This window comes from Klebsiella sp. X1-16S-Nf21 (genome assembly GCF_002837615.1).
Taxonomy (GTDB): Bacteria; Pseudomonadota; Gammaproteobacteria; order Enterobacterales; family Enterobacteriaceae; genus Klebsiella; species Klebsiella variicola.
The window spans coordinates 1-24,446 of the sequence record NZ_PJDK01000063.1; the positions used below are offsets into that span (position 1 = coordinate 1).

Annotated in this window: 20 protein-coding genes, 2 tRNA genes and 1 other RNA gene; 13 read left to right on the forward strand and 10 right to left on the reverse strand. The window is 57.5% G+C overall.

The annotated features are described in order from the left end of the window. Positions 1-197: 197 nt before the first annotated feature. Entirely contained in the window at positions 198-4,160 is a 3,963-nt protein-coding gene (putA, locus tag CW267_RS22795; protein ID WP_012968587.1) for a trifunctional transcriptional regulator/proline dehydrogenase/L-glutamate gamma-semialdehyde dehydrogenase, read from the reverse strand. Positions 4,161-4,581: 421 nt separating this feature from the next. Here putA and putP point away from each other — a divergent pair, with 421 nt between their 5' ends. Continuing rightward, positions 4,582-6,090 carry a sodium/proline symporter PutP gene (gene putP / locus CW267_RS22800; protein WP_008805945.1) on the forward strand — a complete coding sequence of 503 codons (1,509 nt, stop codon included), beginning with the start codon at positions 4,582-4,584 and terminating at the stop codon, positions 6,088-6,090. A 134-nt stretch (positions 6,091-6,224) separates the two neighbouring features. Next, on the forward strand, positions 6,225-6,659 hold the full coding sequence (locus tag CW267_RS22805) for a DUF3574 domain-containing protein (protein ID WP_008805946.1): 435 nt from the start codon (positions 6,225-6,227) through the stop codon (positions 6,657-6,659). A 31-nt stretch (positions 6,660-6,690) separates the two neighbouring features. Here the strand turns inward: CW267_RS22805 and CW267_RS22810 are convergent, their stop codons facing one another. Continuing rightward, on the reverse strand, positions 6,691-7,875 hold the full coding sequence (locus tag CW267_RS22810) for a NupC/NupG family nucleoside CNT transporter (protein ID WP_012968585.1): 1,185 nt from the start codon (positions 7,873-7,875) through the stop codon (positions 6,691-6,693). A 270-nt stretch (positions 7,876-8,145) separates the two neighbouring features. Between CW267_RS22810 and efeU the strand changes: the two genes are divergently transcribed. The 4 genes from efeU (at position 8,146) to phoH (ending at position 12,736) form a co-directional block, all read left to right on the forward strand. Beyond that, a complete protein-coding gene (gene efeU, locus CW267_RS22815; protein WP_008805948.1) occupies positions 8,146-8,976 on the forward strand; it encodes an iron uptake transporter permease EfeU in 831 nt (276 codons plus the stop codon). Positions 8,977-9,027: 51 nt separating this feature from the next. After that, positions 9,028-10,155, forward strand: coding sequence for an iron uptake system protein EfeO (efeO, locus tag CW267_RS22820; protein WP_012542259.1), 1,128 nt, complete (start codon positions 9,028-9,030; stop codon positions 10,153-10,155). A gap of 4 nt (positions 10,156-10,159) precedes the next feature. Beyond that, entirely contained in the window at positions 10,160-11,443 is a 1,284-nt protein-coding gene (efeB, locus tag CW267_RS22825; protein ID WP_008805950.1) for an iron uptake transporter deferrochelatase/peroxidase subunit, read from the forward strand. 504 nt (positions 11,444-11,947) lie between these two features. Beyond that, a complete protein-coding gene (gene phoH / locus CW267_RS22830) occupies positions 11,948-12,736 on the forward strand; it encodes a phosphate starvation-inducible protein PhoH (protein ID WP_002898923.1) in 789 nt (262 codons plus the stop codon). 636 nt (positions 12,737-13,372) lie between these two features. On the opposite strand, the gene CW267_RS22835 is transcribed toward phoH, so the two are convergent. The 3 genes from CW267_RS22835 to CW267_RS22845 form a co-directional block, all read right to left on the reverse strand. Beyond that, positions 13,373-13,460: transfer RNA gene (locus tag CW267_RS22835), tRNA-Ser, on the reverse strand. Positions 13,461-13,604: 144 nt separating this feature from the next. Further along, positions 13,605-14,282 (reverse strand): isochorismatase family protein, encoded by a 678-nt coding sequence (locus CW267_RS22840; RefSeq protein WP_002898927.1) that lies wholly within the window; start codon positions 14,280-14,282, stop codon positions 13,605-13,607. 18 nt (positions 14,283-14,300) lie between these two features. Next, the gene (locus CW267_RS22845; protein WP_008805952.1) at positions 14,301-15,161 is read right to left on the reverse strand and encodes a pirin family protein; all 861 of its coding nucleotides are present in this window, start codon (positions 15,159-15,161) and stop codon (positions 14,301-14,303) included. Positions 15,162-15,275: 114 nt separating this feature from the next. On the opposite strand from CW267_RS22845, the gene CW267_RS22850 reads away from it, so the two are divergent. After that, the gene (locus CW267_RS22850) at positions 15,276-16,181 is read left to right on the forward strand and encodes a LysR family transcriptional regulator (protein WP_004141420.1); all 906 of its coding nucleotides are present in this window, start codon (positions 15,276-15,278) and stop codon (positions 16,179-16,181) included. A gap of 188 nt (positions 16,182-16,369) precedes the next feature. Here the strand turns inward: CW267_RS22850 and CW267_RS22855 are convergent, their stop codons facing one another. The 4 genes from CW267_RS22855 to CW267_RS22870 all read right to left on the reverse strand — a co-directional run bounded on the left by CW267_RS22855 (position 16,370) and on the right by CW267_RS22870 (position 18,699). Continuing rightward, on the reverse strand, positions 16,370-16,942 hold the full coding sequence (locus CW267_RS22855) for a TetR/AcrR family transcriptional regulator (RefSeq protein ID WP_004224069.1): 573 nt from the start codon (positions 16,940-16,942) through the stop codon (positions 16,370-16,372). Between the two features lie 94 nt (positions 16,943-17,036). Beyond that, entirely contained in the window at positions 17,037-17,900 is an 864-nt protein-coding gene (locus CW267_RS22860; protein WP_012542255.1) for an arginase family protein, read from the reverse strand. 346 nt (positions 17,901-18,246) lie between these two features. Then, positions 18,247-18,385: non-coding RNA, RtT sRNA (locus CW267_RS22865), on the reverse strand. 226 nt (positions 18,386-18,611) lie between these two features. Continuing rightward, positions 18,612-18,699, reverse strand: a tRNA-Ser gene (locus CW267_RS22870). Between the two features lie 268 nt (positions 18,700-18,967). Here CW267_RS22870 and ghrA point away from each other — a divergent pair. From ghrA to CW267_RS22900, 6 genes are all read left to right on the forward strand, one after another. After that, entirely contained in the window at positions 18,968-19,906 is a 939-nt protein-coding gene (ghrA, locus tag CW267_RS22875) for a glyoxylate/hydroxypyruvate reductase GhrA (protein WP_008805955.1), read from the forward strand. An 88-nt stretch (positions 19,907-19,994) separates the two neighbouring features. Continuing rightward, on the forward strand, positions 19,995-20,732 hold the full coding sequence (locus CW267_RS22880; protein ID WP_008805956.1) for a phosphatase: 738 nt from the start codon (positions 19,995-19,997) through the stop codon (positions 20,730-20,732). Positions 20,733-20,754: 22 nt separating this feature from the next. Then, positions 20,755-21,309, forward strand: coding sequence for a molecular chaperone (locus CW267_RS22885; RefSeq protein WP_008805957.1), 555 nt, complete (start codon positions 20,755-20,757; stop codon positions 21,307-21,309). 103 nt (positions 21,310-21,412) lie between these two features. Further along, positions 21,413-21,895 carry a DUF1097 domain-containing protein gene (locus tag CW267_RS22890; protein WP_016160611.1) on the forward strand — a complete coding sequence of 161 codons (483 nt, stop codon included), beginning with the start codon at positions 21,413-21,415 and terminating at the stop codon, positions 21,893-21,895. Positions 21,896-22,047: 152 nt separating this feature from the next. Continuing rightward, positions 22,048-22,575, forward strand: coding sequence for an O-acetyl-ADP-ribose deacetylase (gene ymdB, locus CW267_RS22895; protein ID WP_008805959.1), 528 nt, complete (start codon positions 22,048-22,050; stop codon positions 22,573-22,575). 66 nt (positions 22,576-22,641) lie between these two features. After that, complete coding sequence (locus tag CW267_RS22900) at positions 22,642-23,235, forward strand: TetR/AcrR family transcriptional regulator (RefSeq protein ID WP_012968582.1); 594 nt, start codon at positions 22,642-22,644, stop codon at positions 23,233-23,235. A 34-nt stretch (positions 23,236-23,269) separates the two neighbouring features. On the opposite strand, the gene mdoC is transcribed toward CW267_RS22900, so the two are convergent. Beyond that, complete coding sequence (gene mdoC / locus CW267_RS22905) at positions 23,270-24,430, reverse strand: glucans biosynthesis protein MdoC (RefSeq protein WP_012968581.1); 1,161 nt, start codon at positions 24,428-24,430, stop codon at positions 23,270-23,272. Positions 24,431-24,446 lie beyond the last annotated feature (16 nt).

Here is a 24,446-nt window from a genome sequence, read left to right on the forward strand (position 1 = left end):
GGTGGCGCTACGCTTACCCGACCTACAATACAGGCCGCCCCCCGTGCCATGAGACAGGTAGCCCCGGTAAGCGCAGCGCCACCGGGGATGAACACAGCGCCGCTCTCCCGGATGGCGGCGCACAGCGTCTTATCCGGGCTACTCTTTGGCGGTGTTATGTAGCCCCGGTAAGCGCAGCGCCACCGGGGGCGCCTGTTTTAGCCGATGGTCATCAGGCTGGCGTTACCGCCTGCCGCCGCGGTGTTAACGCTCAGCGAGCGCTCAATATACAGCCGCTCCAGCAGCAGGTTGGTTTCGCCGCGGGCGAAGCCCTGCACGGAGACTATCGCCCCATCGCGCGCCGCCACCTGCTCGCACAGCTCGCGCAGCTGGTCGGAATCGCCGTGGTAGATAACCGCGTCGAAGGCCTGGCCAGGTAACTGCTCCGCTTTGGCAAAGCGAATGCGCTCGCTGACCTCTCGCGGCAGCTTCTTCGCCAGATCGCGCTGCAGGGCGCTGTCCGGCCACAGTACTTCACAACCCACCGCCAGCACAGCCGCCAGCTGGATCAGCGCATCCTGTTCATTATCCGCCACGCACAGCACGCGCTCGCGCGGCATCAGCGTCAGGGTATTGCGCTCGCCGGTTGGCCCCGGCAGCAGGCGTTGGGTGCCGCTTTGCGCCTGCTCGCTGTACTGCTGGCACAGCGCCTGCAGCTCAGGACGGCCCGCCGCCCACTGCTGCAGCGCCTGCAGCGGTTTTTCCAGCAGCGTTTTCAGCTGGGCGTCCAGCGGGCGCTCCGCATCCTGGCGGGCGAAGGTCACGCCAACCGCGTCCTGCGGACGGCTGGAGAGCAGACGGTACAGATACAGCGGACCGCCGGCTTTCGGACCGGTACCGGACAACCCTTCGCCGCCGAACGGCTGCACGCCGACCACCGCGCCAACCATATTGCGGTTGACGTACAGGTTGCCCACCTTCGCGCTGCCGGTGACCTGGGCGATGGTCTCGTCGATGCGGGTATGCACGCCGAGCGTCAGGCCGTAGCCAGAGGCGTTAATCTGCTCCACCAGTTTGTCCAGCTCGTTACGGTTATAGCGCACCACGTGCAGCACCGGGCCGAAGACCTCTTTTTTCAGCTCGTCGAAGCTATCGAGTTCGATAAGCGTCGGCGGCACAAAGGTCCCGTGGCGCCATTCGCTTGCGTCTTCGCTATTCTCGCGCACCGCCTGGTAGACGGTGCGTCCTTTGGCGCGCATCGCCTGAATATGGCGTTCAATATTCTCTTTCGCTTCCGCATCGATAACCGGGCCGATGTCGGTGGTCAGCCGACCCGGGTTACCCATCCGGCACTCGCTCATGGCGCCGCGCAGCATGGTCAACGTATGGTCGGCGACTTCCTCCTGCAGGCAGAGGACGCGCAGGGCGGAGCAGCGCTGGCCGGCGCTGTCGAACGCGGAAGCCAGGACGTCGATCACCACCTGCTCGGTCAGCGCCGACGAGTCGACGATCATCGCGTTCATCCCACCGGTTTCAGCGATCAGCGGCGTCGGGCGACCCTGGGGGTCGAGGCGGCTGGCAATATTGCGCTGCAGCAGCGTCGCCACTTCGGTGGAGCCGGTGAACATCACGCCGCGTACGCGCTCATCGGAGGTTAGCGCGGCGCCCACGGTTTCCCCGCGGCCCGGCAACAGTTGAATAACGCCCGGCGGCACGCCGGCCTCCAGCAGAATCGCCACGCCCTGGGCGGCGATCAGCGGCGTCTGCTCGGCTGGTTTCGCCAGCACGCTATTGCCGGCCGCCAGCGCGGCGGCAATCTGGCCGGTGAAGATCGCCAGCGGGAAGTTCCACGGGCTGATACAGACCACCGGGCCCAGCGGGCGGTGGGTTTCATTATCGAAATCGTCGCGCACCTGGCCGGCATAATAGTGCAGGAAGTCGACGGCTTCGCGTACTTCGGCGATGGCGTTGCTGAAGGTTTTACCCGCCTCGCGCACCAGGATCCCCATCAGGGTCGGCATCTGGCTTTCCATCAGCACCGCGGCGCGCTCAAGAATGGCGGCGCGCTCCTGCGGCGGGGTGGCGAACCAGATCGGCGCATTGTTGATAGCGCTGGTCAGCGCCTGCTGCACTTCGGCGTCGCTGGCTTCGCGGACGTAGCCGACGATATCTTTCGGCTCTGCCGGGTTAACCACCGGCTGCATTTCGCCTTCGGCCACTGGCTGCTCCAGCATCGGCAATGCCTGCCATTTATGCAGGGCGCTGTTGAGCAGGGAAGAGGAGAGGGAGGCCAGACGGTGCTCGTTCGCCAGATCGAGGCCGGCGGAGTTGCTGCGGCCGCTGCCGTAGAGATCACGCGGCAGCGGGATTTTCGGATGCGGCAGGCCGGCCTGGCCTTCCTGCTGCGCCAGTTTTTCTACTGCGCTGACCGGGTCGGCCACCAGCTCGTCCAGCGGCAGGGTATTGTCCGCGATACGGTTGACGAAAGAGGTATTGGCGCCGTTTTCCAGCAGACGGCGCACCAGATACGCCAGCAGCGTTTCGTGGGTGCCCACCGGGGCGTAGATCCGGCACGGCCGGTTCAGTTTGCCGTCGGCGACTTTGCCCACCACCTGCTCGTACAGCGGTTCGCCCATGCCGTGCAGGCACTGGAACTCATACTGGCCCGGGTAGTAGTTCTGGCCCGCCAGCTGGTAGATAGCCGCCAGGGTATGGGCGTTGTGGGTAGCGAACTGCGGGTAAATCAGGTTCGGCACCGCCAGTAGCTTCTTCGCGCAGGCGAGGTAGGAGACGTCGGTGTAAACCTTGCGGGTATAGACCGGATAGCCTTCGAGGCCTTCCATCTGCGCGCGTTTGATTTCGCTATCCCAGTAGGCGCCTTTCACCAGACGGATCATCAGGCGACGGCGGCTGCGGGTGGCGAGGTCAATCAGGTAATCAATAACAAACGGACAGCGCTTCTGGTAGGCCTGAATAACAAAGCCGATGCCGTTCCAGCCGGCCAGCTCTGGCTCGAAACAGAGTTTTTCCAGCAGATCGAGGGAGATCTCCAGGCGATCGGCCTCTTCGGCGTCGATGTTGATGCCGATATCGTACTGGCGCGCCAGCAGGGTCAGCGATTTCAGACGCGGGTAAAGCTCTTCCATCACCCGGTCATACTGCGCGCGGCTGTAGCGCGGGTGCAGAGCGGAGAGCTTAATGGAGATGCCCGGCCCTTCATAAATGCCGCGGCCGTTGGAGGCTTTGCCGATGGCGTGGATCGCCTGCTGATAAGAGACCATATAGGCCTGAGCGTCGGCGGCGGTCAGCGCCGCTTCGCCGAGCATATCGTAGGAGTAGCGGAACCCTTTTTCTTCCAGCTTGCGGGCGTTAGCCAGCGCTTCGGCGATGGTTTCGCCGGTGACGAACTGCTCGCCCATCAGGCGCATCGCCATATCCACGCCCTTGCGGATCAGCGGTTCGCCGCTCTTACCGATGATGCGGTTCAGGGAGCGGGAGAGGCTGGTCTCGTTATGGGTCGACACCAGTTTCCCGGTAAACAGCAGCCCCCAGGTGGCGGCGTTGACGAACAACGAAGGGCTGCGGCCGATGTGCGACTGCCAGTTGCCGTTGCTGATTTTGTCGCGGATCAGCGCATCGCGGGTGGCTTTATCCGGAATACGCAGCAGGGCTTCCGCCAGGCACATCAGCGCCACCCCTTCCTGTGAGGAGAGGGAGAACTCCTGCAGAAGACTCTGCACCATGCCGGCGCGGCCGCTGGCGGTCTTCTGGTTGCGCAGTTTTTCCGCCAGCTGATACGCCAGCTTGTGCGCCTGTTCGCCCAGCGACTGCGGCAGACGGGCCTGTTCCAGCAGCATCGGCACCGCGTCGGTTTCCGGGCGACGCCAGGCGGCGGTGATCGCCGCGCGGCTTACCGACTGCGGCAGGATCTGCTCGGCAAATTCGAGGAACGGTTGATACGGCTCTTCCGCCGGTGAACCCGCTTCATCGCTTTCATTGGCGGCGCCGTTCAGAAGCGCCGGCAGCTCAGGCAGCGTCTCATCGTTTTCCAGCTTTTCCAGATAATTGAAGATGGCCTGTTTAATCAGCCAGTGCGGTGTGCGGTCAATACGGCTCGCGGCGGACTTAATGCGCTCGCGAGTTGCGTCGTCAAGCTTAACACCCATGGTGGTGGTGCCCATGCTCAAAACTCCTGTCATTTATCGTTAGGCTTATGCGGTTGCATGGAAATATCCACTATGTTGCAACTTTGTGCAACCTTGTTAATTATGGCTTGTGACGCAAGCCGTGAAATGGCGGATTTGTTAAAAATAATGCCTAAAATAGCAGAATTTTAACCCCGTGCTCATAGGGTATTTGTATGCGTGAGTTAACACTTTTGTTTGGTGCAACCTTTAAAAACGTGAGAGAGTGCAACCTCTAAAAAAATGACGTTTTGCGCTGTCGGGTTTTCGTGTAAATGCTGTGTTAAATCATTTGTGAAAAACCGAAGCTTCCGTCAGGATACGGTCGCCCAATTAAACAACGCACCATTACCCCGTTCCGGTAGTGGAAAAAAACGACGAAGCGGGATGCTGTCGATAAAAATTCTGGAGACTTTGCATGGCTATTAGCACACCGATGCTGGTGACATTTATTGTTTATATTTTTGGTATGGTTTTAATAGGGTTTATAGCCTGGCGTTCGACCAAAAACTTTGATGATTATATTCTCGGGGGGCGGAGTCTGGGGCCATTTGTGACCGCGCTTTCCGCCGGCGCCTCGGATATGAGCGGCTGGCTGCTGATGGGCCTGCCGGGCGCCATTTTTCTCTCCGGGATTTCCGAAAGCTGGATTGCCATTGGCTTAACGCTGGGGGCGTGGATTAACTGGAAGCTGGTAGCCGGGCGCCTGCGCGTGCATACCGAGGTGAATAATAACGCCCTGACGCTGCCCGATTATTTTACCGGCCGTTTTGAAGATAAAAGCCGGGTGCTGAGAATTATTTCAGCGCTGGTTATTCTGCTGTTCTTTACCATCTATTGTGCATCGGGAATTGTGGCGGGGGCGCGTCTGTTTGAAAGCACCTTCGGCATGAGTTATGAAACCGCACTGTGGGCCGGGGCGGCGGCGACGATTATCTATACCTTCGTCGGCGGTTTCCTCGCCGTCAGCTGGACCGACACCGTGCAGGCCAGCCTGATGATTTTTGCCCTGATCCTCACCCCGGTGATCGTGATTATTTCCGTCGGCGGCTTTGGGGATTCGCTGGAAGTCATTAAGCAAAAGAGCATCGAAAATATCGACATGCTCAAGGGGCTGAACTTCGTGGCAATTATTTCGCTGATGGGCTGGGGGCTGGGCTATTTCGGTCAGCCGCATATTCTGGCGCGCTTTATGGCGGCGGATTCGCACCACAGTATCGTTCATGCTCGTCGCATCAGTATGACCTGGATGATCCTGTGCCTGGCGGGCGCGGTGGCGGTCGGCTTCTTTGGTATCGCCTACTTCAATAACAACCCGAGCCTGGCGGGCGCGGTGAACCAGAACGCCGAGCGCGTGTTTATCGAACTGGCGCAAATCCTGTTTAACCCGTGGATTGCCGGGATCCTGTTGTCGGCGATTCTGGCGGCGGTGATGTCCACCCTGAGCTGTCAGTTGCTGGTCTGCTCCAGCGCAATCACCGAAGATCTGTATAAAGCCTTCCTGCGTAAAAACGCCGGCCAGAAAGAGCTGGTGTGGGTGGGGCGAATGATGGTGCTGGTGGTTGCCCTGGTGGCGATTGCCCTGGCGGCCAATCCGGAAAACCGCGTGCTGGGACTGGTGAGCTACGCCTGGGCTGGCTTCGGCGCCGCCTTTGGTCCGGTGGTGCTGTTCTCGGTGATGTGGTCGCGCATGACCCGTAACGGCGCGCTGGCCGGGATGGTGATTGGCGCCCTGACCGTGATCGTCTGGAAGCAGTTTGGCTGGCTGGGCCTGTATGAAATTATTCCGGGCTTTATCTTCGGTAGCCTGGGGATTGTGGTCTTTAGCCTGCTGGATAAGGCGCCGTCGGCCAGCATGCAGCAGCGCTTCGCCGAAGCGGATGCCCATTATCATACGCCGCCGCCGGTACGCGCCACGGCTGAGTAAGGTCATTTGACGCTCACGAGCCCGCCGCTGGCGGGCTTTTTTTTACCTGTTGCCGGGCCGGAATATTATAACCCTTGCTAATTATTTGAAAATCCGCTGATATTTCCTGACTAATAACAATGAGGATAGCAAAGATGACGTTCAGACAGGGTGCAATGGCGCTGGTGCTGGCAGGGTTACTCAGCGGCTGCGTGGCGGGTGGAAGTTCGTCGACCCGCGCGCCGAAGCCCGGCGCCTGCCCGGCGGATCGGTCCATGGTGCAAACCACGCTTTATTTCGGCCTGAGCCGCCCGGCGGGGAAAGACATCACTGCTGAAGAGTGGCAACAGTTTGTCGACCGCGACGTCACGCCGCGCTTTCGCGATGGGCTGACGGTGTTTGATGCCCGCGGCCAGTGGCTTGGCCAGAATGGTCAGGTGGTGCGGGAGCAGAGTAAGGCGCTGATGGTGATCCATGGCAACGATGCGCAGAGCGAGGCCGGTATTGAAGCCCTGCGCCAGGGCTATAAATCACGCTTCGCGCAGGAGTCGGTGATGCGTGTCGACCAGCCGGTCTGCGTGCAGTTCTGAGTAAACGGCGGGGGCAGCCCCGCCGTTTGTCTTACAGCACCAGCCCGGCGAAGCTGGCGGAAAGCAGGCTCACCAGCGTGGCGCTATACACCAGCCGCAGGCCGAAGCGGGAGACGATATTGCCCTGCGGTTCATTCAGGCCTTTGATCGCCCCGGCGATAATGCCGATCGAGGCAAAGTTGGCAAACGACACCAGGAAGACCGAGAGAATGCCGAGCCCGCGCGGCGTCATGCTGGCGGCAATCTTTTGCAGCTCAATCATCGCCACAAATTCGTTAGCGACCAGTTTGGTGGCCATGATGCTGCCGGCGTTCAGCGCATCGCTCAGCGGGATACCGATAAGCCAGGCCAGCGGATAGAAGACGTAGCCGAGGATCTGCTGGAAGCTGAGACCAAACAGGGTAGCGAACAGCGCGTTAATGGCGCTGATCAGGGCGATAAAGCCGATCAGCATCGCCAGAATAATCATCGCCACTTTAAAGCCGGCCAGAATATATTCCCCGAGCATTTCAAAGAAACTCTGCGATTCGTGCAGCTTCTCGAGTTTTATTTCCTGCTCGCTGTCCGGCCGCGTCGGGTTAATCACCGACAGCACGATAAAGGTGCTGAACATATTCAGGATCAGCGCCGCGACGACATATTTGGCATCCAGCATGGTCATATAGGCGCCGACAATCGACAGCGATACGGTCGACATGGCCGTCGCCGCCATGGTGAACAGACGCCGTGAGGAGAGGTCGCCCAGCACGCCTTTGTAGGCGATGAAGTTTTCCGACTGGCCGAGGATCAGCGAACTGACGGCGTTGAAAGATTCCAGCTTACCCATGCCGTTTACCTTCGACAGCAGGGTACCGATGACACGAATGAAAATCGGCAGGATCCGCCAGTGCTGAAGAATACCAATCAGCGCGGAAATAAACACAATCGGACACAGGACGCCCAGGAAAATAAAGGCTAACCCTTTTTCGCTCATGCCGCCAAAGACGAAATTGGTCCCTTCGGCGGCAAAGCCTAACAGTGAAGCAAAAAAGCCGGAGATATTTTTCACCAGCCACAGGCCGCTTTCTGCGTGCAGGAAAAAGAAGGCGAGCGCTATTTCGATAATAATCAACTGGAGAATGTAACGAATACGAATATTTTGTCTGTCGTAGCTGACAAGCCAGGCCAGGGCGAGGATCACCACCAGCGCCAGCAGGAAATGAAAAAATGCAGTCATGTTGTTCTTTTCGCAGGTCAATAAGGCCGCCATTTAGCCATAGCCGCCGCCACGGGTAAATATCTGGCGTAAAAAATCCTTTGCTTATTCTTTTCCCTCATAACAGGCGAATATTTTCGTAAGTCATTATTTGCCAGCGATTTATTTACAGATAGTCATCATTCTCTAAACATTTCGCTTGTGTTTCTGAGTATTGTAATGATAATCACTATCATAAATATTACCTGTTTTTGCATTCGTTGACGGTGCTTTACATTTAAGGGTATTGGCATGTTTGTCCCATTTCTCATTATGTTACGCGAAGGCCTTGAGGCGGCGCTGATTGTCAGCCTGATCGCCAGCTATCTGAAACGCACCCAGCGCGGCAACTGGATTGGCGTGATGTGGATTGGCGTGATCCTCGCGGCGGCGCTGTGTCTTGGCTTAGGCATTTTTATCAACGAAACCACCGGGGAATTTCCTCAGCGCGAACAGGAGTTGTTCGAGGGGATCGTCGCGGTCATCGCGGTAGTGATCCTGACGTGGATGGTCTTCTGGATGCGCAATGTCTCGCGCAACGTTAAACAGCAACTGGAGCAGGCCGTGGACAAGGCGCTGCAGCGCGGTAATCACCATGGCTGGGCGCTGGTGATGATGGTCTTTTTCGCCGTTGCTCGTGAGGGGCTGGAGTCGGTCTTCTTTCTGCTGGCGGCATTCCAGCAGGATGTCGGCATCTGGCCGCCGCTGGGGGCGCTGCTGGGCCTGGCCACGGCAATCGTGCTGGGCTTCCTGCTCTACTGGGGCGGTATCCGCCTTAACCTCGGCGTGTTCTTCAAATGGACCAGCCTGTTTATTCTGCTGGTGGCCGCTGGCCTGGCCGCGGGGGCGATCCGCGCCTTCCACGAGGCTGGCCTGTGGAACCTGTTCCAGGATACGGCCTTCGATCTGAGCAACGTGCTGTCGACGCATACGCTGTTCGGCACACTGCTTGAAGGGATCTTCGGCTACCAGGAGACCCCGAGCGTTAGCGAAGTGGCGGTCTATCTGCTTTATCTGATCCCGGCGCTGGTGCTGTTTGCCCTGCCGCCGCGGAATAATACCACTGCCTCGCGGGCTGCCTGACGGGGCGCTGCGAGCTTATAAGCGACACTCTACTTACCGAAAGGGATGATCATGATGATTCATTTTCGCCGTAATGCGCTGCGGGCGACCGTGGCCGCGCTGCTCAGCTCTGCATTGGGTGCTCAGGCTGCGGATATCCCGCAGGTCAAAGTCACCGTCAACGACAAGCAGTGCGAGCCGATGCAGGTGACCGTTAAAGCGGGTAAAACCCAGTTTATTATTCAGAACCATAGCCAGAAAGCGCTGGAGTGGGAAATTCTGAAAGGGGTCATGGTGGTGGAAGAGCGTGAGAACATCGCGCCGGGCTTTACCCAAAAGCTCACCGCTAACCTGCAGCCAGGCGAATATGATATGACCTGCGGCCTGCTCACCAACCCGAAAGGGAAACTGATTGTCACCGGCGAAGCAACCAAAGACGCGGCGAAAGCGGATGCGGTGTTGAGCCTCGGCGACGCGATCACCGCTTATAAGGCCTATGTGACGGCGGAAACCGCGCAGCTGGTCAGCGGCACCAAAGCCTTTACCGACGCGGTGAAAGCGGGCGATATCGAAAAAGCGAAAGCGCTGTACGCCCCGACGCGCCAGCATTACGAGCGCATTGAGCCGATTGCCGAGCTGTTCTCTGACCTTGACGGCAGCATCGACGCCCGCGAAGACGACTTCGAGAAAAAAGCGGAAGATCCGAAATTCACCGGTTTCCACCGTCTGGAAAAGGCGCTGTTTGGCGATAACAGCGTCAAGGGCATGGGAAAATATGCCGATCAGCTGAACAGCGATGTGCTGGAGCTGCAAAAACGCATCAGCGAGCTGGCGTTCCCGCCGTCAAAAGTGGTGGGCGGGGCGGCAGGATTAATTGAGGAAGTCGCAGCCAGCAAGATCAGCGGCGAAGAAGATCGTTACAGCCACACCGACCTGTGGGACTTCCAGGCCAACATTGACGGCGCACAGAAAATCGTCGACCTGCTGCGTCCGCAGCTACAAAAAGAGAACAGCGCGCTGCTGGCGAAAGTGGACGCCAACTTTAAGAAAGTGGACAGCATCCTCAGCAAATATCGCACCAAAGACGGTTTCGAGACCTACGATAAGCTGACCACCGCTGACCGTAATGCGCTGAAAGGGCCGATCACCACCCTGGCGGAAGATCTGGCTCAGCTGCGCGGGATCCTGGGTCTGGACTAAGTCGATGGCACAACAGAAACCCCACGACGTGAACGAGCCGTCACGTCGTCGCTTACTGAAAGGGATCGGCGCGCTTGGCGGCGCGCTGGCCATCACCGGCGGCTGCCCGGTGGCGCATGCGGCAAAAGCAGAAAGTTCCCCCGGGACGCTCACACCCGACGCCCGTCAGGAAAAACAGCCCTTCTACGGCCCGCATCAGGCGGGCATCCTGACGCCGCAGCAGGCTTCGATGATGCTGGTGGCGTTCGATGTGCTGGCGTCAGATAAAGCTGACCTCGAGCGTCTGTTTCGGCTGCTGACCCAGCGTATCGCCTTTTTAACCCAGGGCGGCCCGGCGCCGGATACGCCGAATCCCCGGCTGCCGCCGATGGATTCCGGCATCTTAGGGGCGTGGATTGCACCGGATAACCTGACCATGACCGTCTCGGTTGGCCATTCACTGTTTGATGAGCGTTTTGGCCTGGCGGATAAAGCGCCGAAAAAACTGCAGCCGATGACCCGCTTCCCCAACGATTCACTGGATGCCGCCCTGTGCCATGGCGACCTGCTGCTGCAGATCTGCGCCAATACTCAGGATACGGTGATCCACGCCCTGCGCGATGTCATCAAACATACGCCGGATCTGCTGAGTGTGCGCTGGAAGCGGGAAGGGTTTATCTCCGACAGCGCGGCGCGCAGTAAAGGCAAAGAGACCCCGATCAACCTGCTGGGATTCAAGGACGGCACCGCTAACCCGCCGAGCCACGACAGCGCGCTGATGGATAAAGTCGTGTGGGTGACAGCCGATCAGGACGAGCCGGCCTGGACCGTGGGCGGCAGCTATCAGGCGGCGCGAATTATCCAGTTTCACGTGGAGTTCTGGGATCGGACGCCGCTCAAGGAGCAGCAGACGATCTTTGGCCGCGACAAGCACAGCGGTGCGCCGCTGGGGATGAAAAACGAACACGATACCCCGGATTACAGTAAAGATCCTGGCGGCGAAGTCATTGCGCTGGATAGCCATATTCGTCTGGCCAATCCTCGCACGCCGGAAACCCAGTCCAGCCTGATGATGCGCCGCGGCTACAGCTATTCGCTGGGCGTCACTAACGCCGGACAACTGGATATGGGGCTGTTATTCGTTTGCTATCAGCACGATCTGGAAAAGGGTTTTCTGACGGTGCAGAAACGGCTTAACGGCGAGGCGCTGGAGGAGTACGTCAAACCCATCGGCGGGGGCTACTTCTTTGTTTTACCCGGCGTAGTTGATGAAAAACACTATCTGGGAGAGTCGCTGCTGCAGGCCTGATACCGACCCTGTCCGTGAGGGCAGGGCGTTTTCTGCTGTTTTTCTCTTTTTTATTATATTTCCTGCCATGTGTTATATTTCTGTAATACAAATGACCGATAGTCTCCTACACTTGCTTAAGAACTATTTGTTGCGTCATTGTGAAAAATAAGTTGCATTAAGAATCTTTTTTGATGTACTTATTACATACGCGGTAGTTCCCGGCAGTGTGACGTTTCACTATGGAGATCGCGAATGGTAAGGTCCCGTACCGGACAACGTAAAACCACAGACCGTACTCTTCAGCACGGAAGCCCCGCTTCCGGCAGCGATTTTCTTACTCTTTCTCCCTCCGCTTCGAATTATTACCACCTTGGCAGGGTACGCGGTGCGCGTAGCCGCGACTCGTTGTCAGTTCTACCGGCAAGCAATGGCTTACAAGGAAGCCAAACCTCAATCGTTCGTGCGCATAGTCGCGTCGATGTTGACGCGTGTGATGTAAACCTACAACGCAAGGTGCTATCCATGGGAAGACAAAAAGCAGTGATCAAAGCTCGTCGTGAAGCAAAACGTGTGCTGAGACGGGATTCACGTAGCCATAAACAGCGTGAAGAAGAATCGGTCACATCGCTTGTGCAAATGAGTGGCGTAGAAGCAATTGGCATGGCGCGGGACAGCCGTGATACTTCCCCAATTGAGGCGCGCAATGAAGCTCAGGCGCATTATCTGAATGCCATCGACAATAAACAGCTGATTTTCGCCACCGGCGAAGCCGGATGCGGCAAGACCTGGATCAGTGCGGCGAAGGCAGCTGAAGCACTGATCCATAAGGATGTGGACAGAATTATTGTTACCCGTCCCGTTCTGCAGGCCGATGAAGATCTTGGCTTCTTACCGGGAGATATCGCCGAGAAGTTCGCGCCCTATTTCCGACCGGTTTACGACGTGCTGGTGAAAAGGTTGGGGGCTTCCTTTATGCAGTACTGCCTGCGTCCGGAAATCGGCAAGGTGGAAATCGCGCCGTTCGCCTATATGCGCGGACGTACCTTTGAAAATGCGGTGGTGATTCTGGACGAGGCCCAGAACGTGACCGCAGCGCAAATGAAGATGTTTTTAACCCGCCTCGGGGAGAACGTGACGGTCATCGTCAATGGCGATATCACCCAGTGCGATTTGCCCTCTGGTGTGAGATCTGGCCTGAGTGATGCGCTGGCGCGTTTTGAGGAAGACGAGATGATCGGCATCGTGCGTTTCACCACCGATGACTGCGTGCGCTCGGCTCTCTGCCAGCGGACGCTGAAAGCCTATTATTAATCGTCATACTGTGAGCAAGGCCCGGGCTAGCCCGGGCTTTGTTGTTTTTGGGCATCCTCCCGGCGGCGCTGCGCTTAGCCGGGCTACCTGGCGGGTACGGTCTGGTAGCCGGGGGAGGCATTGCTGCCGACCCCGGGGATGTCTGCGGTGCCACAAGCGAAAAAAAAGCCCGTACATGCGTACGAGCTCTTCTTAAAATATGGCGGTGAGGGGGGATTGACTCGCTTCGCTCGCCGTTACTCGGCCCATCCATGGGCCTCGCCCCTGCGGGGCCAACGCAGGCGTTGTTCAAAAACGCTCCCGGCGTTTTTGTCGGGGCAGCCCGCTCGCAGGCTCGCGGTCTGTCCAACTGGCATTGCCAGTTGTCGAACCCCGGTCGGGGGTTCTCATCCCCCCCGGCAGGTGCTACATGCGAAAAAAAAGCCCGTACTTTCGTACGAGCTCTTCTTAAAATATGGCGGTGAGGGGGGGATTGACTCGCTTCGCTCGCCCCTGCGGGGCAGCCCGCTCGCAGGCTCGCGGTCTGTCCAACTGGCGTTGCCAGTTGTCGAACCCCGGTCGGGGGTTCTCATCCCCCCGGCGGGTGCCACAGACGAAAAAAAGCCCGTACTTGCGTACAGGCTCTCATCTTGAATATGGCGGTGAGGGGGGGATTCGAACCCCCGATACGTTGCCGTATACACACTTTCCAGGCGTGCTCCTTCAGCCACTCGGACACCTCACCATATTGTCTTGCTGCTCACCTTGGGTGGGCAACGGGGCGCTACTATAGGGAGTTGCGTTAAAACGGTCAAGCATATTTTCTTCTTTCTCTACCGTTCGCTCACGCAATGAACAACACCCCGCTGCGGTACAGCGGGGCGGGGTTTTAGCGCTGAGAATCCAGCTGTTCGTTATTCTTCACCACGTCCTGCGCTTTGCTGTAGCTTTCGATCAGCAGTTGGTAGGCCGGGAAGACTTTGGTGTACACCTCCGCCCATTCTGCGGCGTCCGGGCGATTCCAGGTGCGCTGCAGCTCAGAGGCGACGGCGGCGGTATCCATCGGCACTACGCCAGCCTGTACCACGCGAGCCAGGGTAATTTCCTGCGCCATTTTGCTGTAGGTGCCGGAAGCGTCAATCACGGCAAACACTTTATACCCATCGGCGACAGCGGCAATCGCCGGGAAGGCCATGCAGACACTGGTGATAGTCCCGGCGATAATCAGCGTCTTACGACCGGTCGCTTTCACCGCGGCGACGAATTCCGGGTTATCCCAGGCGTTAATCTCGCCTTTACGGGCGATGTATTTCGCATGCGGCGCGTTTTCATGAATCTCCGGGATCAGCGGACCGTTCGGCCCCTGCGGCACGGAGGCGGTGGTGATCACCGGGATCCCGGCAAGCGACGCCATCTTGGCCAGCGCGGCGGCGCGAGCGCGCAGCTCTGGCATTGGCATATCGCCGACGGTCTGGAACAGGCCGCTCTGGTGGTCAATCAACAGCATGGCGGTATCGTTAACATCAATCACCGGACGAGCACCGTTAAAGTTAGCGGGAGTAGACATAGTATTCACCTCAATCAGTTAGATTTGGCCAAAACGGCCGCTGTTAAAATCGCGAACGGCTTCTGCGATCTGCGTTTTGTTATTCATGACAAAGGGGCCATAGCCCACAATCGGCTCCTGCAGCGGTTCGCCGGCCATCAGCAGAACTTTTGCCTGGGCGGTCGCCTCCAGATGCAGGGCGTCTCCTGTCTGGCTCAGGACGGCGAGCTGACCTTCGCGGGCGGACTCGGAACCGTTGATGATCACTTCCCCTTCCAGCACCACCAACGCGGTACTCCAGCCTTCCGGCTGGCGCAGCGTGAGGTCGCGCCCCTGATTCAGCTGCAGATCCCACACGTTAAGTGGTGAGAAGGTATGGGCCGGGCCGCTGACGTCGTCATACTGGCCGGCAATAACCCGAACCTGTCCGGCGCCATTCGCCAGCGCGACGGTGGGGATCGTCCCGGCGGTAATGCTCTGATAGCCGGGGGCCGTCATTTTGTCTTTGGCGGGCAGGTTGACCCACAGCTGGATCATCTTCAGCTCGCCGCCGCTGCGGGTGAAGGCCTCCGAGTGGAACTCTTCGTGCAGGATCCCGGCGCCCGCCGTCATCCACTGCACGTCGCCCGGGCCAATCACCCCGCCGCGTCCGGTGGAGTCACGATGCTCTACTTCACCGGCGTAGACGATGGTGACGGTTTCGAATCCGCGATGCGGATGCTCACCGACGCCGCGTTTATCGCTGCCCGCCGGGAAGGTGTACGGCCCGGCATAGTCGAGCAGTAAGAAGGGGCTCAGCTGCTGGCCGTGCGTCTGATAAGAAAACATCGAACGAACCGGGAAGCCGTCGCCTACCCAATGCTGCGCAGGCGCGGTGTAGACTCCTGTAATCTGTTTCATGGCTTTCTCCTGTGTATCGGTATCTGATGTGAATAAGCTTATATCCGGGACGACGTATGCGGTAGTGAGCAAAAATGACCTATACTGTTCCAAAAATGGAACAATGGAGGAAGGATGCAGGATCTCAATGACTTCGCCTGGTTTGTCCAGGTGGTAGACCATGGCGGTTTCGCCGCGGCGGGGCGAGCGCTTGACCAGCCGAAATCCAAGCTCAGCCGCCGCATTGCGCAACTCGAGGAGCGGCTGGGCGTCCGTTTGATCCAGCGAACCACCCGTCAGTTCGCGGTCACCGAGGTCGGGCAGACCTTTTATCAGCATTGCAAAGCGATGCTGATAGAGGCCGAGGCGGCGCAGCAGGCGGTCGAGACGCTGCGCGCCGAGCCGCGCGGTAGCGTCAGGATCACCTGTCCGGTCACCTTGCTGCATGTCCATATTGGACCGATGCTGGCGCGATTTATGGCGCGCTATCCCGGGGTAACGCTGCATCTTGAGGCGACCAACCGCCGGGTGGATGTGGTCGGGGAGGGGATTGATGTGGCGATCCGCGTCCGTCCCCGGCCCATCGAGGATAGCGATCTGGTGATGCGCGTGCTGGCGGACCGCGGGCACCGGCTGGTGGCCAGTCCTGATCTCATTTCCCGGCTCGGACGCCCGCAGGCGCCTTCCGAGCTGAGCGCCTGGCCGGGACTCAGCCTGGGGGCGAACAAGCATCAGCATAAATGGCAGCTTACCGGGCCCGGGGGGGCAAGGGCGGAGGTGTATTTCACGCCGCGAATGGTGACCACCGATATGCTGGCGCTGCGCGAGGCGGCGATGGCCGGCGTCGGCGTGGTGCAGCTTCCTTTATTAATGGTGCGCGATCAGCTGGCGTCAGGGGAATTAGAGGTGGTACTGGATGAGTGGCAGCCGCGGCGGGAAGTGATCCATGCAGTATTTGCCTCGCGGCGCGGGCTGCTGCCCTCCGTCAGGGCGCTGGTGGACTACCTCAGCGAAGAGTATCAGCGGATGGAGGAAGATTGATGGGTAGGCAGAGGTTTTTTGCCGGACTCATATGTGAAAAGCGTCCGTACTTTTTCACGCACTCTTCGCAATCGCGTAGGCTCGTGAAAGATTGCTCACTGTGTGAGTCGTTTGCCGCTTGAGAGCGTTGGCTGTTATAAGCAACCTCTGGTTTTTTCGATACATCGTTTTACTATGACCGTCTGGTATTATTTAAGCAATTTTGCCATAACGTCAAAAAACATTGGCAGATCATCCTTGAATGAGAAGGTCGTGTTTATTGCCTGACGAGCGATTAAACCGTCAATAAGGGCAAAAATAATGATCGTGATTTCTTCAAGGTTAATATCACGGCGAAACTCTCCGGCAGCGATACCCTCCTGGATGAGCCGCGCGAAGCTTTTCCGCATGATGTCATCACTGGAGATATACGTTTTTCGCAGTTCTGGATTACGCGCAGACTCAGCCATGATTTCAACCCAAAGTTGATGCGTGATAGGGTAACCGATCTCGCTAATACAGGACGTGACTTGTGCACAAAGGCGATCAAAATAAGAGCCTGCATAGGTCGCATTATGGGCAGTCAGCGCGGAGTTCTGTTCTTCCAGTACAATAGCCTTAACAAGCTCATCCTTACTTTTGAAATACGTATACATTGCTCCTTGACTAATTCCTGCCCGGGTAGAGATTTCACGTACGCTTGTCGCACTAAAGCCTTTTTCCGCAAAGCAGGCAGCAGCAGCCGTAATCAACTTATGGTAGGTTTCGGTTTTTTTTAACATATCGGCATCTTGGTAAATTCGGTGTCCAGACTTTAACGCGCTTTTATGCAAGGAGCCAGAGCTAAACTCTGTCGTCTGGCTCCTGGATTTCGTCTTACTTTAGAAGGGGTAATTCACTGAGCATGTTCTTGAGATTCAGCATGTCCCAGGGCAAATGTTCAGCGATTGTCAGGCCAACGGGGACTGCTTTTGTCGTCGCTGCCGCTATCAGATTGAGTACATCCTCAATCGTCAGTTTGCCTTCAGCAACGTCGCCAAAATCGTGTTTTCCGCGCCCCGGTTTTGCAAAAAGAATGGAGCGGAACAGAGATGGGTCGAGTACGTCCAGATCGATATGGATCGCCAGATACGCAATCTTTTCTTTCGCTATCCACTCCAGGACTTCATCTGCACCGCTTTTAACCTGTTCAGGTGCTAGCGTCGTAATGTTATGGCGAGTGAGGTATTCAGCTTCATAAGGAAGTGGCGCGTGGATACCGGCAATCATTATTTTTGACGGATTAAGTTTGGTTTTTACATGGGCAACTAAATCGTTATCACCCGTACCCATTAGCGCACCAAGCACATGGGCATGCGCGTTTGGATATTGTTCAGCCGTCTGCACGTCAGGATGCGAGTCAATCCAGAGCACACCGAGTTTGTCTCCGAACTTATCGAGCAGGTGGGCGAAAGGCGCCAGCGAAACCAGGCAGTCTCCGCCTAAAATGACAATGCTATTGGGATCATGTTTTTCAATCAGTGCGGCAGCATTATTGAGTTGCCTGATGAGGGATGGCTTAGCCGTGATGCCATTAATCCCTGGCAATGGCTCTGTTGTTGGTAACTCAACAGGAACGATCTCAACGGGCCCTTTTGCTTCAGGAGAGAGAAACGAGAGGAGCTGCGAGCCAAGATAGTAGGGAGGATTGTTACCGCCTTGCCATTGAGGAAATATAAGTCGCAGTGTTTTGCTAGTCATTGGTACCTTCTGTGTTGTCATGCGCTAAAGTGAATGAACGTTCATTCACTTTTACATTGAATTACGGTCGATACGCAAGTAACAAAGCACTTTTCGTTAATGCATAACGTACACCATCCGGAGCGATATGATTTTCGTTATGCCGGGTGGCTCAAAGCGGAAGAGGGGATAGTGTTGGCGAACATCTTCGCTGCGCTGTTAATCGTGTGAAAAAGAGTCTGGCTTTGACAATACAGCGTAATGTCTGTTGCCAGTTGTCGAACCCTGGTCGGGGGTTCTCATCCCCCCGGCGGGTGCCACAGACGAAAAAAAGCCCGTACTTGCGTACAGGCTCTCATCTCGAATATGGCGGTGAGGGGGGGATTGACTCGCTTCGCTCGCCCCTGCGGGGCAGCCCGCTTACTGCGTGTGCGGTCTGTCCAACTGGCGTTGCCAGTTGTCGAACCCCGGTCGGGGGTTCTCATCCCCCCCGGCAGGCGCTACATGCGAAAAAAAAGCCCGTACTTGCGTACGAGCTCTTCTTAAAATATGGCGGTGAGGGGGGGATTGACTCGCTTCGCTCGCCCCTGCGGGGCAGCCCGCTCGCGGGCTCGCGGTCTGTCCAACTGGCGTTGCCAGTTGTCGAACCCCGGTCGGGGGTTCTCATCCCCCCCGGCAGGTGCTACATGCGAAAAAAAAGCCCGTACTTGCGTACGAGCTCTTCTTAAAATATGGCGGTGAGGGGGGGATTCGAACCCCCGATACGTTGCCGTATACACACTTTCCAGGCGTGCTCCTTCAGCCACTCGGACACCTCACCATATTGTCTTTCCCGTTGTTGTCGGGAACGGGCGCTAATGTAGGGAAATACGTATCGCCCGTCAATCAACTTTTTGCAAAAAAAGCGCGTTTAGACAAACTTCGAGCAACTTGCTCCTTAAACGTGCGAAATCCGTTTTTTTTGTCGCCAGTGCCTTTTCCCTTTTCGCTCGGGGGAAATTTGTTATGCTGGCAAACCAATAGAAAACAATGAGTAAAATAAGACGCCAGCGTCAATCGGCCAAAGGCGTCTGCTATCAGGAGCCCCTATGGAGATTATTTTTTACCATCAGACCTTTGATACCCCATTCTGGATCCGTGAGCTGGAAAAACAGTTACCCGGGGCGCGGGTGCGCGAGTGGAAAGCGGGTGACAACCAGCCGGCGGACTATGCCCTGGTCTGGCATCCGCCGGTAGAGATGCTGCAGGGCCGGGCGCTGAAGGCCGTGTTTGCCCTCGGGGCGGGGGTAGATTCTATTCTCAGCAAGCTGCGTGACCATCCGGATATGCTGCCGCTGTCGATCCCGCTGTTTCGCCTCGAAGATACCGGTATGGGACGGCAGATGCAGGAGTATGCCGTGAGCCAGGTGCTGCACTGGTTCCGCCGCTTTGATGACTATCAGGCGCTGAAGCTGGCTTCCCGCTGGCAGCCGCTGCCCGAGTATCGCGCCGACGAATTCACTGTCGGGATTATGGGAGCCGGCGTGTTGGGGGCGAAGGTTGCGGAAAGTCTGCAACCCTGGGGGTTCCCGCTTCGCGTCTGGAGCCGTAGCCGCAAATCCTGGCCACAGGTACAGAGCTTCGCCGGTCAGGCCGAACTGGGCGAATTCCTGCAGGGCACTCGCGTGCTGATCAACCTGCTGCCGAATACCGCCGAAACCGCCGGTATTATTAACCAAACGCTGCTGGCGCAGTTGCCGGATGAGAGCTATGTCCTCAACCTTGCTCGCGGCGTGCATGTCGTTGAAGAGGATCTGCTGGCGGCGCTGAACAGCGGTAAGCTCAAAGGGGCGATGCTCGATGTCTTCAGTCGCGAACCGCTGCCGCAGGAGAGCCCGCTATGGGCACATCCGCGGGTGGCCATGACCCCCCATGTGGCGGCAGTGACCCGTCCAATGGAAGCTATCACCTACATTGCGGAGACCATTAGCCGGCTTGAGCGAGGGGAACCGGTAAGCGGTCAGGTTGACCGCCAGCGCGGTTATTAAGACGAGAGAACCCCGCCACGGCGGGGTTTTTGCTAATCAATAGCCCGGTTTCCTGCTATTCTTGCGGCAAACAGAAGAGGAGAATGTGATGTATCCCGTTGACCTGCACATGCATACCGTCGCCAGCACCCACGCCTACAGCACCCTGCACGATTATATTGCGGAAGCAAAGCGTAAAGGGATCAAACTCTTCGCCATCACCGACCATGGCCCGGATATGGCGGATGCCCCGCACTACTGGCACTTCGTTAATATGCGCATCTGGCCTCGCCTGGTAGACGGGGTGGGGATCCTGCGCGGTATTGAGTCGAATATTAAAAATATCGAAGGTGAGATCGACTGCTCCGGGCCGATGTTAACCTCGCTTGATCTGATCATTGCCGGATTCCATGAGCCGGTGTTCCCGCCGCAGGATCGAGACACCCATACGCAGGCGATGATTGCCGCGATGGCCAGCGGTAAGGTGCATATGATTAGCCATCCGGGTAATCCGAAATTCCCGGTGGATATCCCGGCCATTGCCGAAGCGGCGGCCCGCTATCAGGTGGCGCTGGAGATTAATAACTCCTCTTTTATTTCATCGCGCGTGGGCAGTGAAGATAACTGTCGAGCTATCGCAGCGGCGGTGCGTGATGCCGGGGGATGGGTGGCGCTGGGCTCTGACTCTCACACTGCCTTTACCCTCGGGGAATTTACCGAATGCCGCAAGATCCTTGATGCGGTCGATTTCCCGGAGGAGAGGATCCTCAACGTTTCTCCGCGTCGCCTGCTCAACTTCCTCGAGTCGCGGGGCATGCCGGCGATCCCGGAATTTGCTGACCTTTAATTTGTATAACTGGAATAACTGAATGAACGAGTTTTCAATCCTCTGCCGCGTGCTGGGTTCGCTGTATTACCGTCAACCGCAGGACCCGCTGCTGGTGCCGCTGTTTACCCTGATCCGTGAGGGCAAACTGGCTGCCAGCTGGCCGCTTGAGCAGGATGAACTGCTGGCGCGTCTGCAGAAAAGCTGTGAGATGCAGTCCCTGGCGACGGACTATAATGCGCTGTTCGTCGGTGAAGCCTGCAGCGTGCCGCCGTACCGTAGCGCGTGGGTGGAGGGTTCCTCGGAAGCAGAAGTACGGGCTTTTATGAGCGAACACGGTATCCCGACAGGGGAAGGTCCGGCGGATCATCTCGGATCGCTGCTGTTGGCCGCCTCCTGGCTGGAGGATCATGCTACAGAAGACCAGAGCGAGACGCTGGAGCTCCTGTTTGCTGACTATATCCTGCCATGGTGCGGGACGATGCTGGGCAAAGTCGAAGCCCATGCGCACACGCCATTCTGGCGCACCATGGCGCCATTGACCCGCGACGCCATCGCCGCGATGTGGGACGAGCTTCAGGAAGAAGATGAGCAATAATATGTGATGTTAATCACTATTTGAATGCAACTGAAATTAGGTTCATTCATATACTGTGTTTTAGATCTCATTCTTCCGGCGCGTATCTGCTAGGATACGCGCCATGAACATACTCTTCGCAATCGCATTAACGACGGGCATTCTCTCCGGAATTTGGGGATGGGTGGCGGTCGCTCTCGGCCTGCTGAGCTGGGCCGGTTTCCTCGGCTGTACGGCCTATTTCGCCTGCCCGCAGGGCGGTCTGAAAGGTCTGGCCATCTCCTCGTGCACGGTAATGAGCGGCGTGGTCTGGGCATTAGTGATTATCCACGGTAGCGCACTGGCCCCGCAGCTGCAGATCCTCAGCTATATGATGACCGGTATCGTCGCCTTCCTGATGTGCATTCAGGCGCGACAGACATTGCTGTCGTTTGTACCGGGCACCTTTATCGGCGCCTGCGCGACTTTTGCGGCAGACGGCGACTGGCGCCTGGTGGTGCCCTCCCTGGCGTTGGGTCTGGTTTTTGGCTATGCCATGAAGAATAGTGGCCTGTGGCTGGCGGCCCGCGCGGGCAAACATAAATTGTTCGCTAATGACAACGCCTGACTGGCGAAACAGCAGACTCAACAGGACCCTTAGGGTCCTGTTTTTTTTAGCTTCCCGTCGCCAGGGCTGAGGGATAATCTTGCTCCCGGGGGCGGGAATGCCCTAGTATCGGCAGAAAGCCGTATCCACGCGCTATGCCGACAGGAGGAGAAATGGCTGTTCAACCTGAGGTAATTCTCGGCGATATTACGACGCTTGAAGTCGATGTGATTGTTAATGCGGCAAACCCCTCGCTGCTGGGCGGCGGCGGGGTAGATGGCGCGATCCACCGGGCGGCCGGCCCGGCGCTGCTGGCGGCTTGCAAACAGGTATTGCAGCAGCAGGGCGAATGTCCTCCCGGTCACGCGGTGATCACTATTGCGGGCGATCTTCCCGCCAGCGCGGTGATCCACACCGTGGGCCCGGTCTGGCACGGCGGCGACCGCATGGAAGCGCAAACCCTGGCGGATGCTTACAAAAACAGTCTGCAGCTGGCCGCGGCAAACAACTATCGCTCCATTGCGTTTCCGGCGATCAGCACCGGCGTGTATGGCTATCCAAAAGAGGAAGCGGCGGAGATCGCCGTGCGCACCGTCACCGCGTTTCTCACTCGCTATAACCCCCTTGAGCGCGTCCTGTTCGTCTGTTTTGATGAGGAAACGGCGGCTATCTATCGCCGCCTGCTGGCGTCATACCCCTGATCCAGCAGAATAGGCTATGATAACCGCCGGTATTGACGGGAAAGATGGATAGCAGGAGGGAGCAGGGTGTCAGAAGGAAAAGTACAGCAGAAGCAGCAGGCGCGCCGCGCAGAGATCGTTGCCGCTGCGCAAAGGTGTTTTGCTGAAAAGGGGCTGCATGGCGCTTCCGTTGCCGATATTGCCCGCGAGGCGGGCCTGAGCGTTGGTCAGCTGTATCGTATTTTTGCCAGCAAAGAGGCGATCATCGAAGCGATTGTCAGCGAAATCGTCCACGCCAGGGTCGGGGAGATGATCGATGAGAACCACAATCTGGCGCGCAAAGCGGCGGTGCTGGCCGGCAGGATCCCGACGTCGGCAGCCACCAAAAGCGACAATTATCTGCTGATGGAGATCAACGCCGAAGCCTCGCGTAACCCACGCTTGCGCGAGATCCTGGTGCAGGCCGATCGGCGTTTGAAAGAGGAAGGAGGGCGTCTGTCGCAGCGCTACCATCCCGGGCTCAGCGATGCGCGACGCAATGCCGCATCAGAGCTCATCGCCGTTCTGACCGAGGGGGCCGCCTATCGCTGTGAGCTGAGCGCCTCGACCCCGGTCGATAAGGCAGATTTAGAAGCTCTGTATAATATGATTTTCGACCGGCTTTTTGACGAGCAGGCGTAATGCGACACGCCTGGCGTGCCGCACCCGCGGCAAATTAGCTGGCCGAAGCCGGGGTTTTGGCCGGTTTGTTCATCGGTTTACCGGAGAACAGGAAACGCAGCAGCGGAATGCGCAGATGAATTTCATACAGGATCAGCGCGATACCCACCACAAAAACCAGCCCGACAATAAAGCCTAAGGTATTGGACTTGATGGCCGGGGTGATCCACGCCCCGTACAGTAGCGTCAGCGGGTGGTGCACCAAGTAAATAAACAGCGAGGCATTGACGAAATAGGTCACGCGCGCTGACTGGAAGTTCAGCAGTCGATGGCCGAGCGAAAAGACCACATTGACCATCCACAGCCCCAACACCATAGTAATCACCGATTCGGTTTCATACATCCAGCCGTCGCCGGACCCATACTGCTGATTCAGTCGATAGGCGATAAACCCGAGCAGCGCTGCGGCGCAGCACCACGGCGATGGAGTGGTGAACATGGTCTTTAAGCGTGGGTTAATAAAGGTCTGCGCGCCCAGCACAAAGAAGGGCAGATAGAACAGCGTCTGCATCACCACAAAGTTAAACAGACCATTGCTCAGCAGGGGCGGATAGAGCAGGAACAAGGACCGGCGGATCAGCGCATAAAAGACCCCCAGCGCGAGGAAAATCATCGTCAGCTGGCCCATGGTGACAGTGTCACTGAAGGCGAGGCCGTGGCCAGCCGGACGGCGCGTCAGCCATTTAAACAGCACCACCCCCAGCGAGGTCAGCACCACCAGAACCAGTAAAAACCACAGGTGGGAAATGAGCTCCCAGGCCAGGGTATTAAATTTGTCGTACATCGAAAGGGTATGCCAGTTTTCCGCCTTGCCGTTGACGTATTGCAGCATAATAAATTGCGGCAGCGTCAGCAGTGGGATGGCGGTCAGCATCGGAATACCGACCCGTTCAACGCGCACTTTCCACCATTTTTTCAGCGGGTAGCGCAGGAACAGCATGTAGGAGAAATAGCCGGAGATGACGAAAAAGACCTGCATGCGAAAGGCATGGATGAAGTCATTAAACAGCGTCAACCACCACGAGGGTTCAGCGCTGTTGACATGCCAGCTGTGGCTGGAATAAATCAGCGAAATGTGGAAAGGGATCCCCAGCAGCATCAACCAGGCGCGGATGCTGTCGAAGAAATATTCACGCTGTACCGGAGTATTATTCATACGATTCACGACAATC

Coding starts and splice junctions, on each gene's coding strand:
- putA (WP_012968587.1), bottom strand. CDS start 4,160: ATGGGCACCACCACCATGGGTGTTAAGCTTGACGACGCAACTCGCGAG.
- CW267_RS22890 (WP_016160611.1), top strand. CDS start 21,413: ATGAACATACTCTTCGCAATCGCATTAACGACGGGCATTCTCTCCGGA.
- CW267_RS22860 (WP_012542255.1), bottom strand. CDS start 17,900: ATGACTAGCAAAACACTGCGACTTATATTTCCTCAATGGCAAGGCGGT.
- ymdB (WP_008805959.1), top strand. CDS start 22,048: ATGGCTGTTCAACCTGAGGTAATTCTCGGCGATATTACGACGCTTGAA.
- efeU (WP_008805948.1), top strand. CDS start 8,146: ATGTTTGTCCCATTTCTCATTATGTTACGCGAAGGCCTTGAGGCGGCG.
- putP (WP_008805945.1), top strand. CDS start 4,582: ATGGCTATTAGCACACCGATGCTGGTGACATTTATTGTTTATATTTTT.
- efeB (WP_008805950.1), top strand. CDS start 10,160: ATGGCACAACAGAAACCCCACGACGTGAACGAGCCGTCACGTCGTCGC.
- mdoC (WP_012968581.1), bottom strand. CDS start 24,430: ATGAATAATACTCCGGTACAGCGTGAATATTTCTTCGACAGCATCCGC.
- phoH (WP_002898923.1), top strand. CDS start 11,948: ATGGGAAGACAAAAAGCAGTGATCAAAGCTCGTCGTGAAGCAAAACGT.
- CW267_RS22850 (WP_004141420.1), top strand. CDS start 15,276: ATGCAGGATCTCAATGACTTCGCCTGGTTTGTCCAGGTGGTAGACCAT.
- CW267_RS22845 (WP_008805952.1), bottom strand. CDS start 15,161: ATGAAACAGATTACAGGAGTCTACACCGCGCCTGCGCAGCATTGGGTA.
- CW267_RS22880 (WP_008805956.1), top strand. CDS start 19,995: ATGTATCCCGTTGACCTGCACATGCATACCGTCGCCAGCACCCACGCC.
- ghrA (WP_008805955.1), top strand. CDS start 18,968: ATGGAGATTATTTTTTACCATCAGACCTTTGATACCCCATTCTGGATC.
- CW267_RS22885 (WP_008805957.1), top strand. CDS start 20,755: ATGAACGAGTTTTCAATCCTCTGCCGCGTGCTGGGTTCGCTGTATTAC.
- efeO (WP_012542259.1), top strand. CDS start 9,028: ATGATGATTCATTTTCGCCGTAATGCGCTGCGGGCGACCGTGGCCGCG.
- CW267_RS22840 (WP_002898927.1), bottom strand. CDS start 14,282: ATGTCTACTCCCGCTAACTTTAACGGTGCTCGTCCGGTGATTGATGTT.
- CW267_RS22810 (WP_012968585.1), bottom strand. CDS start 7,875: ATGACTGCATTTTTTCATTTCCTGCTGGCGCTGGTGGTGATCCTCGCC.
- CW267_RS22855 (WP_004224069.1), bottom strand. CDS start 16,942: ATGTTAAAAAAAACCGAAACCTACCATAAGTTGATTACGGCTGCTGCT.
- CW267_RS22805 (WP_008805946.1), top strand. CDS start 6,225: ATGACGTTCAGACAGGGTGCAATGGCGCTGGTGCTGGCAGGGTTACTC.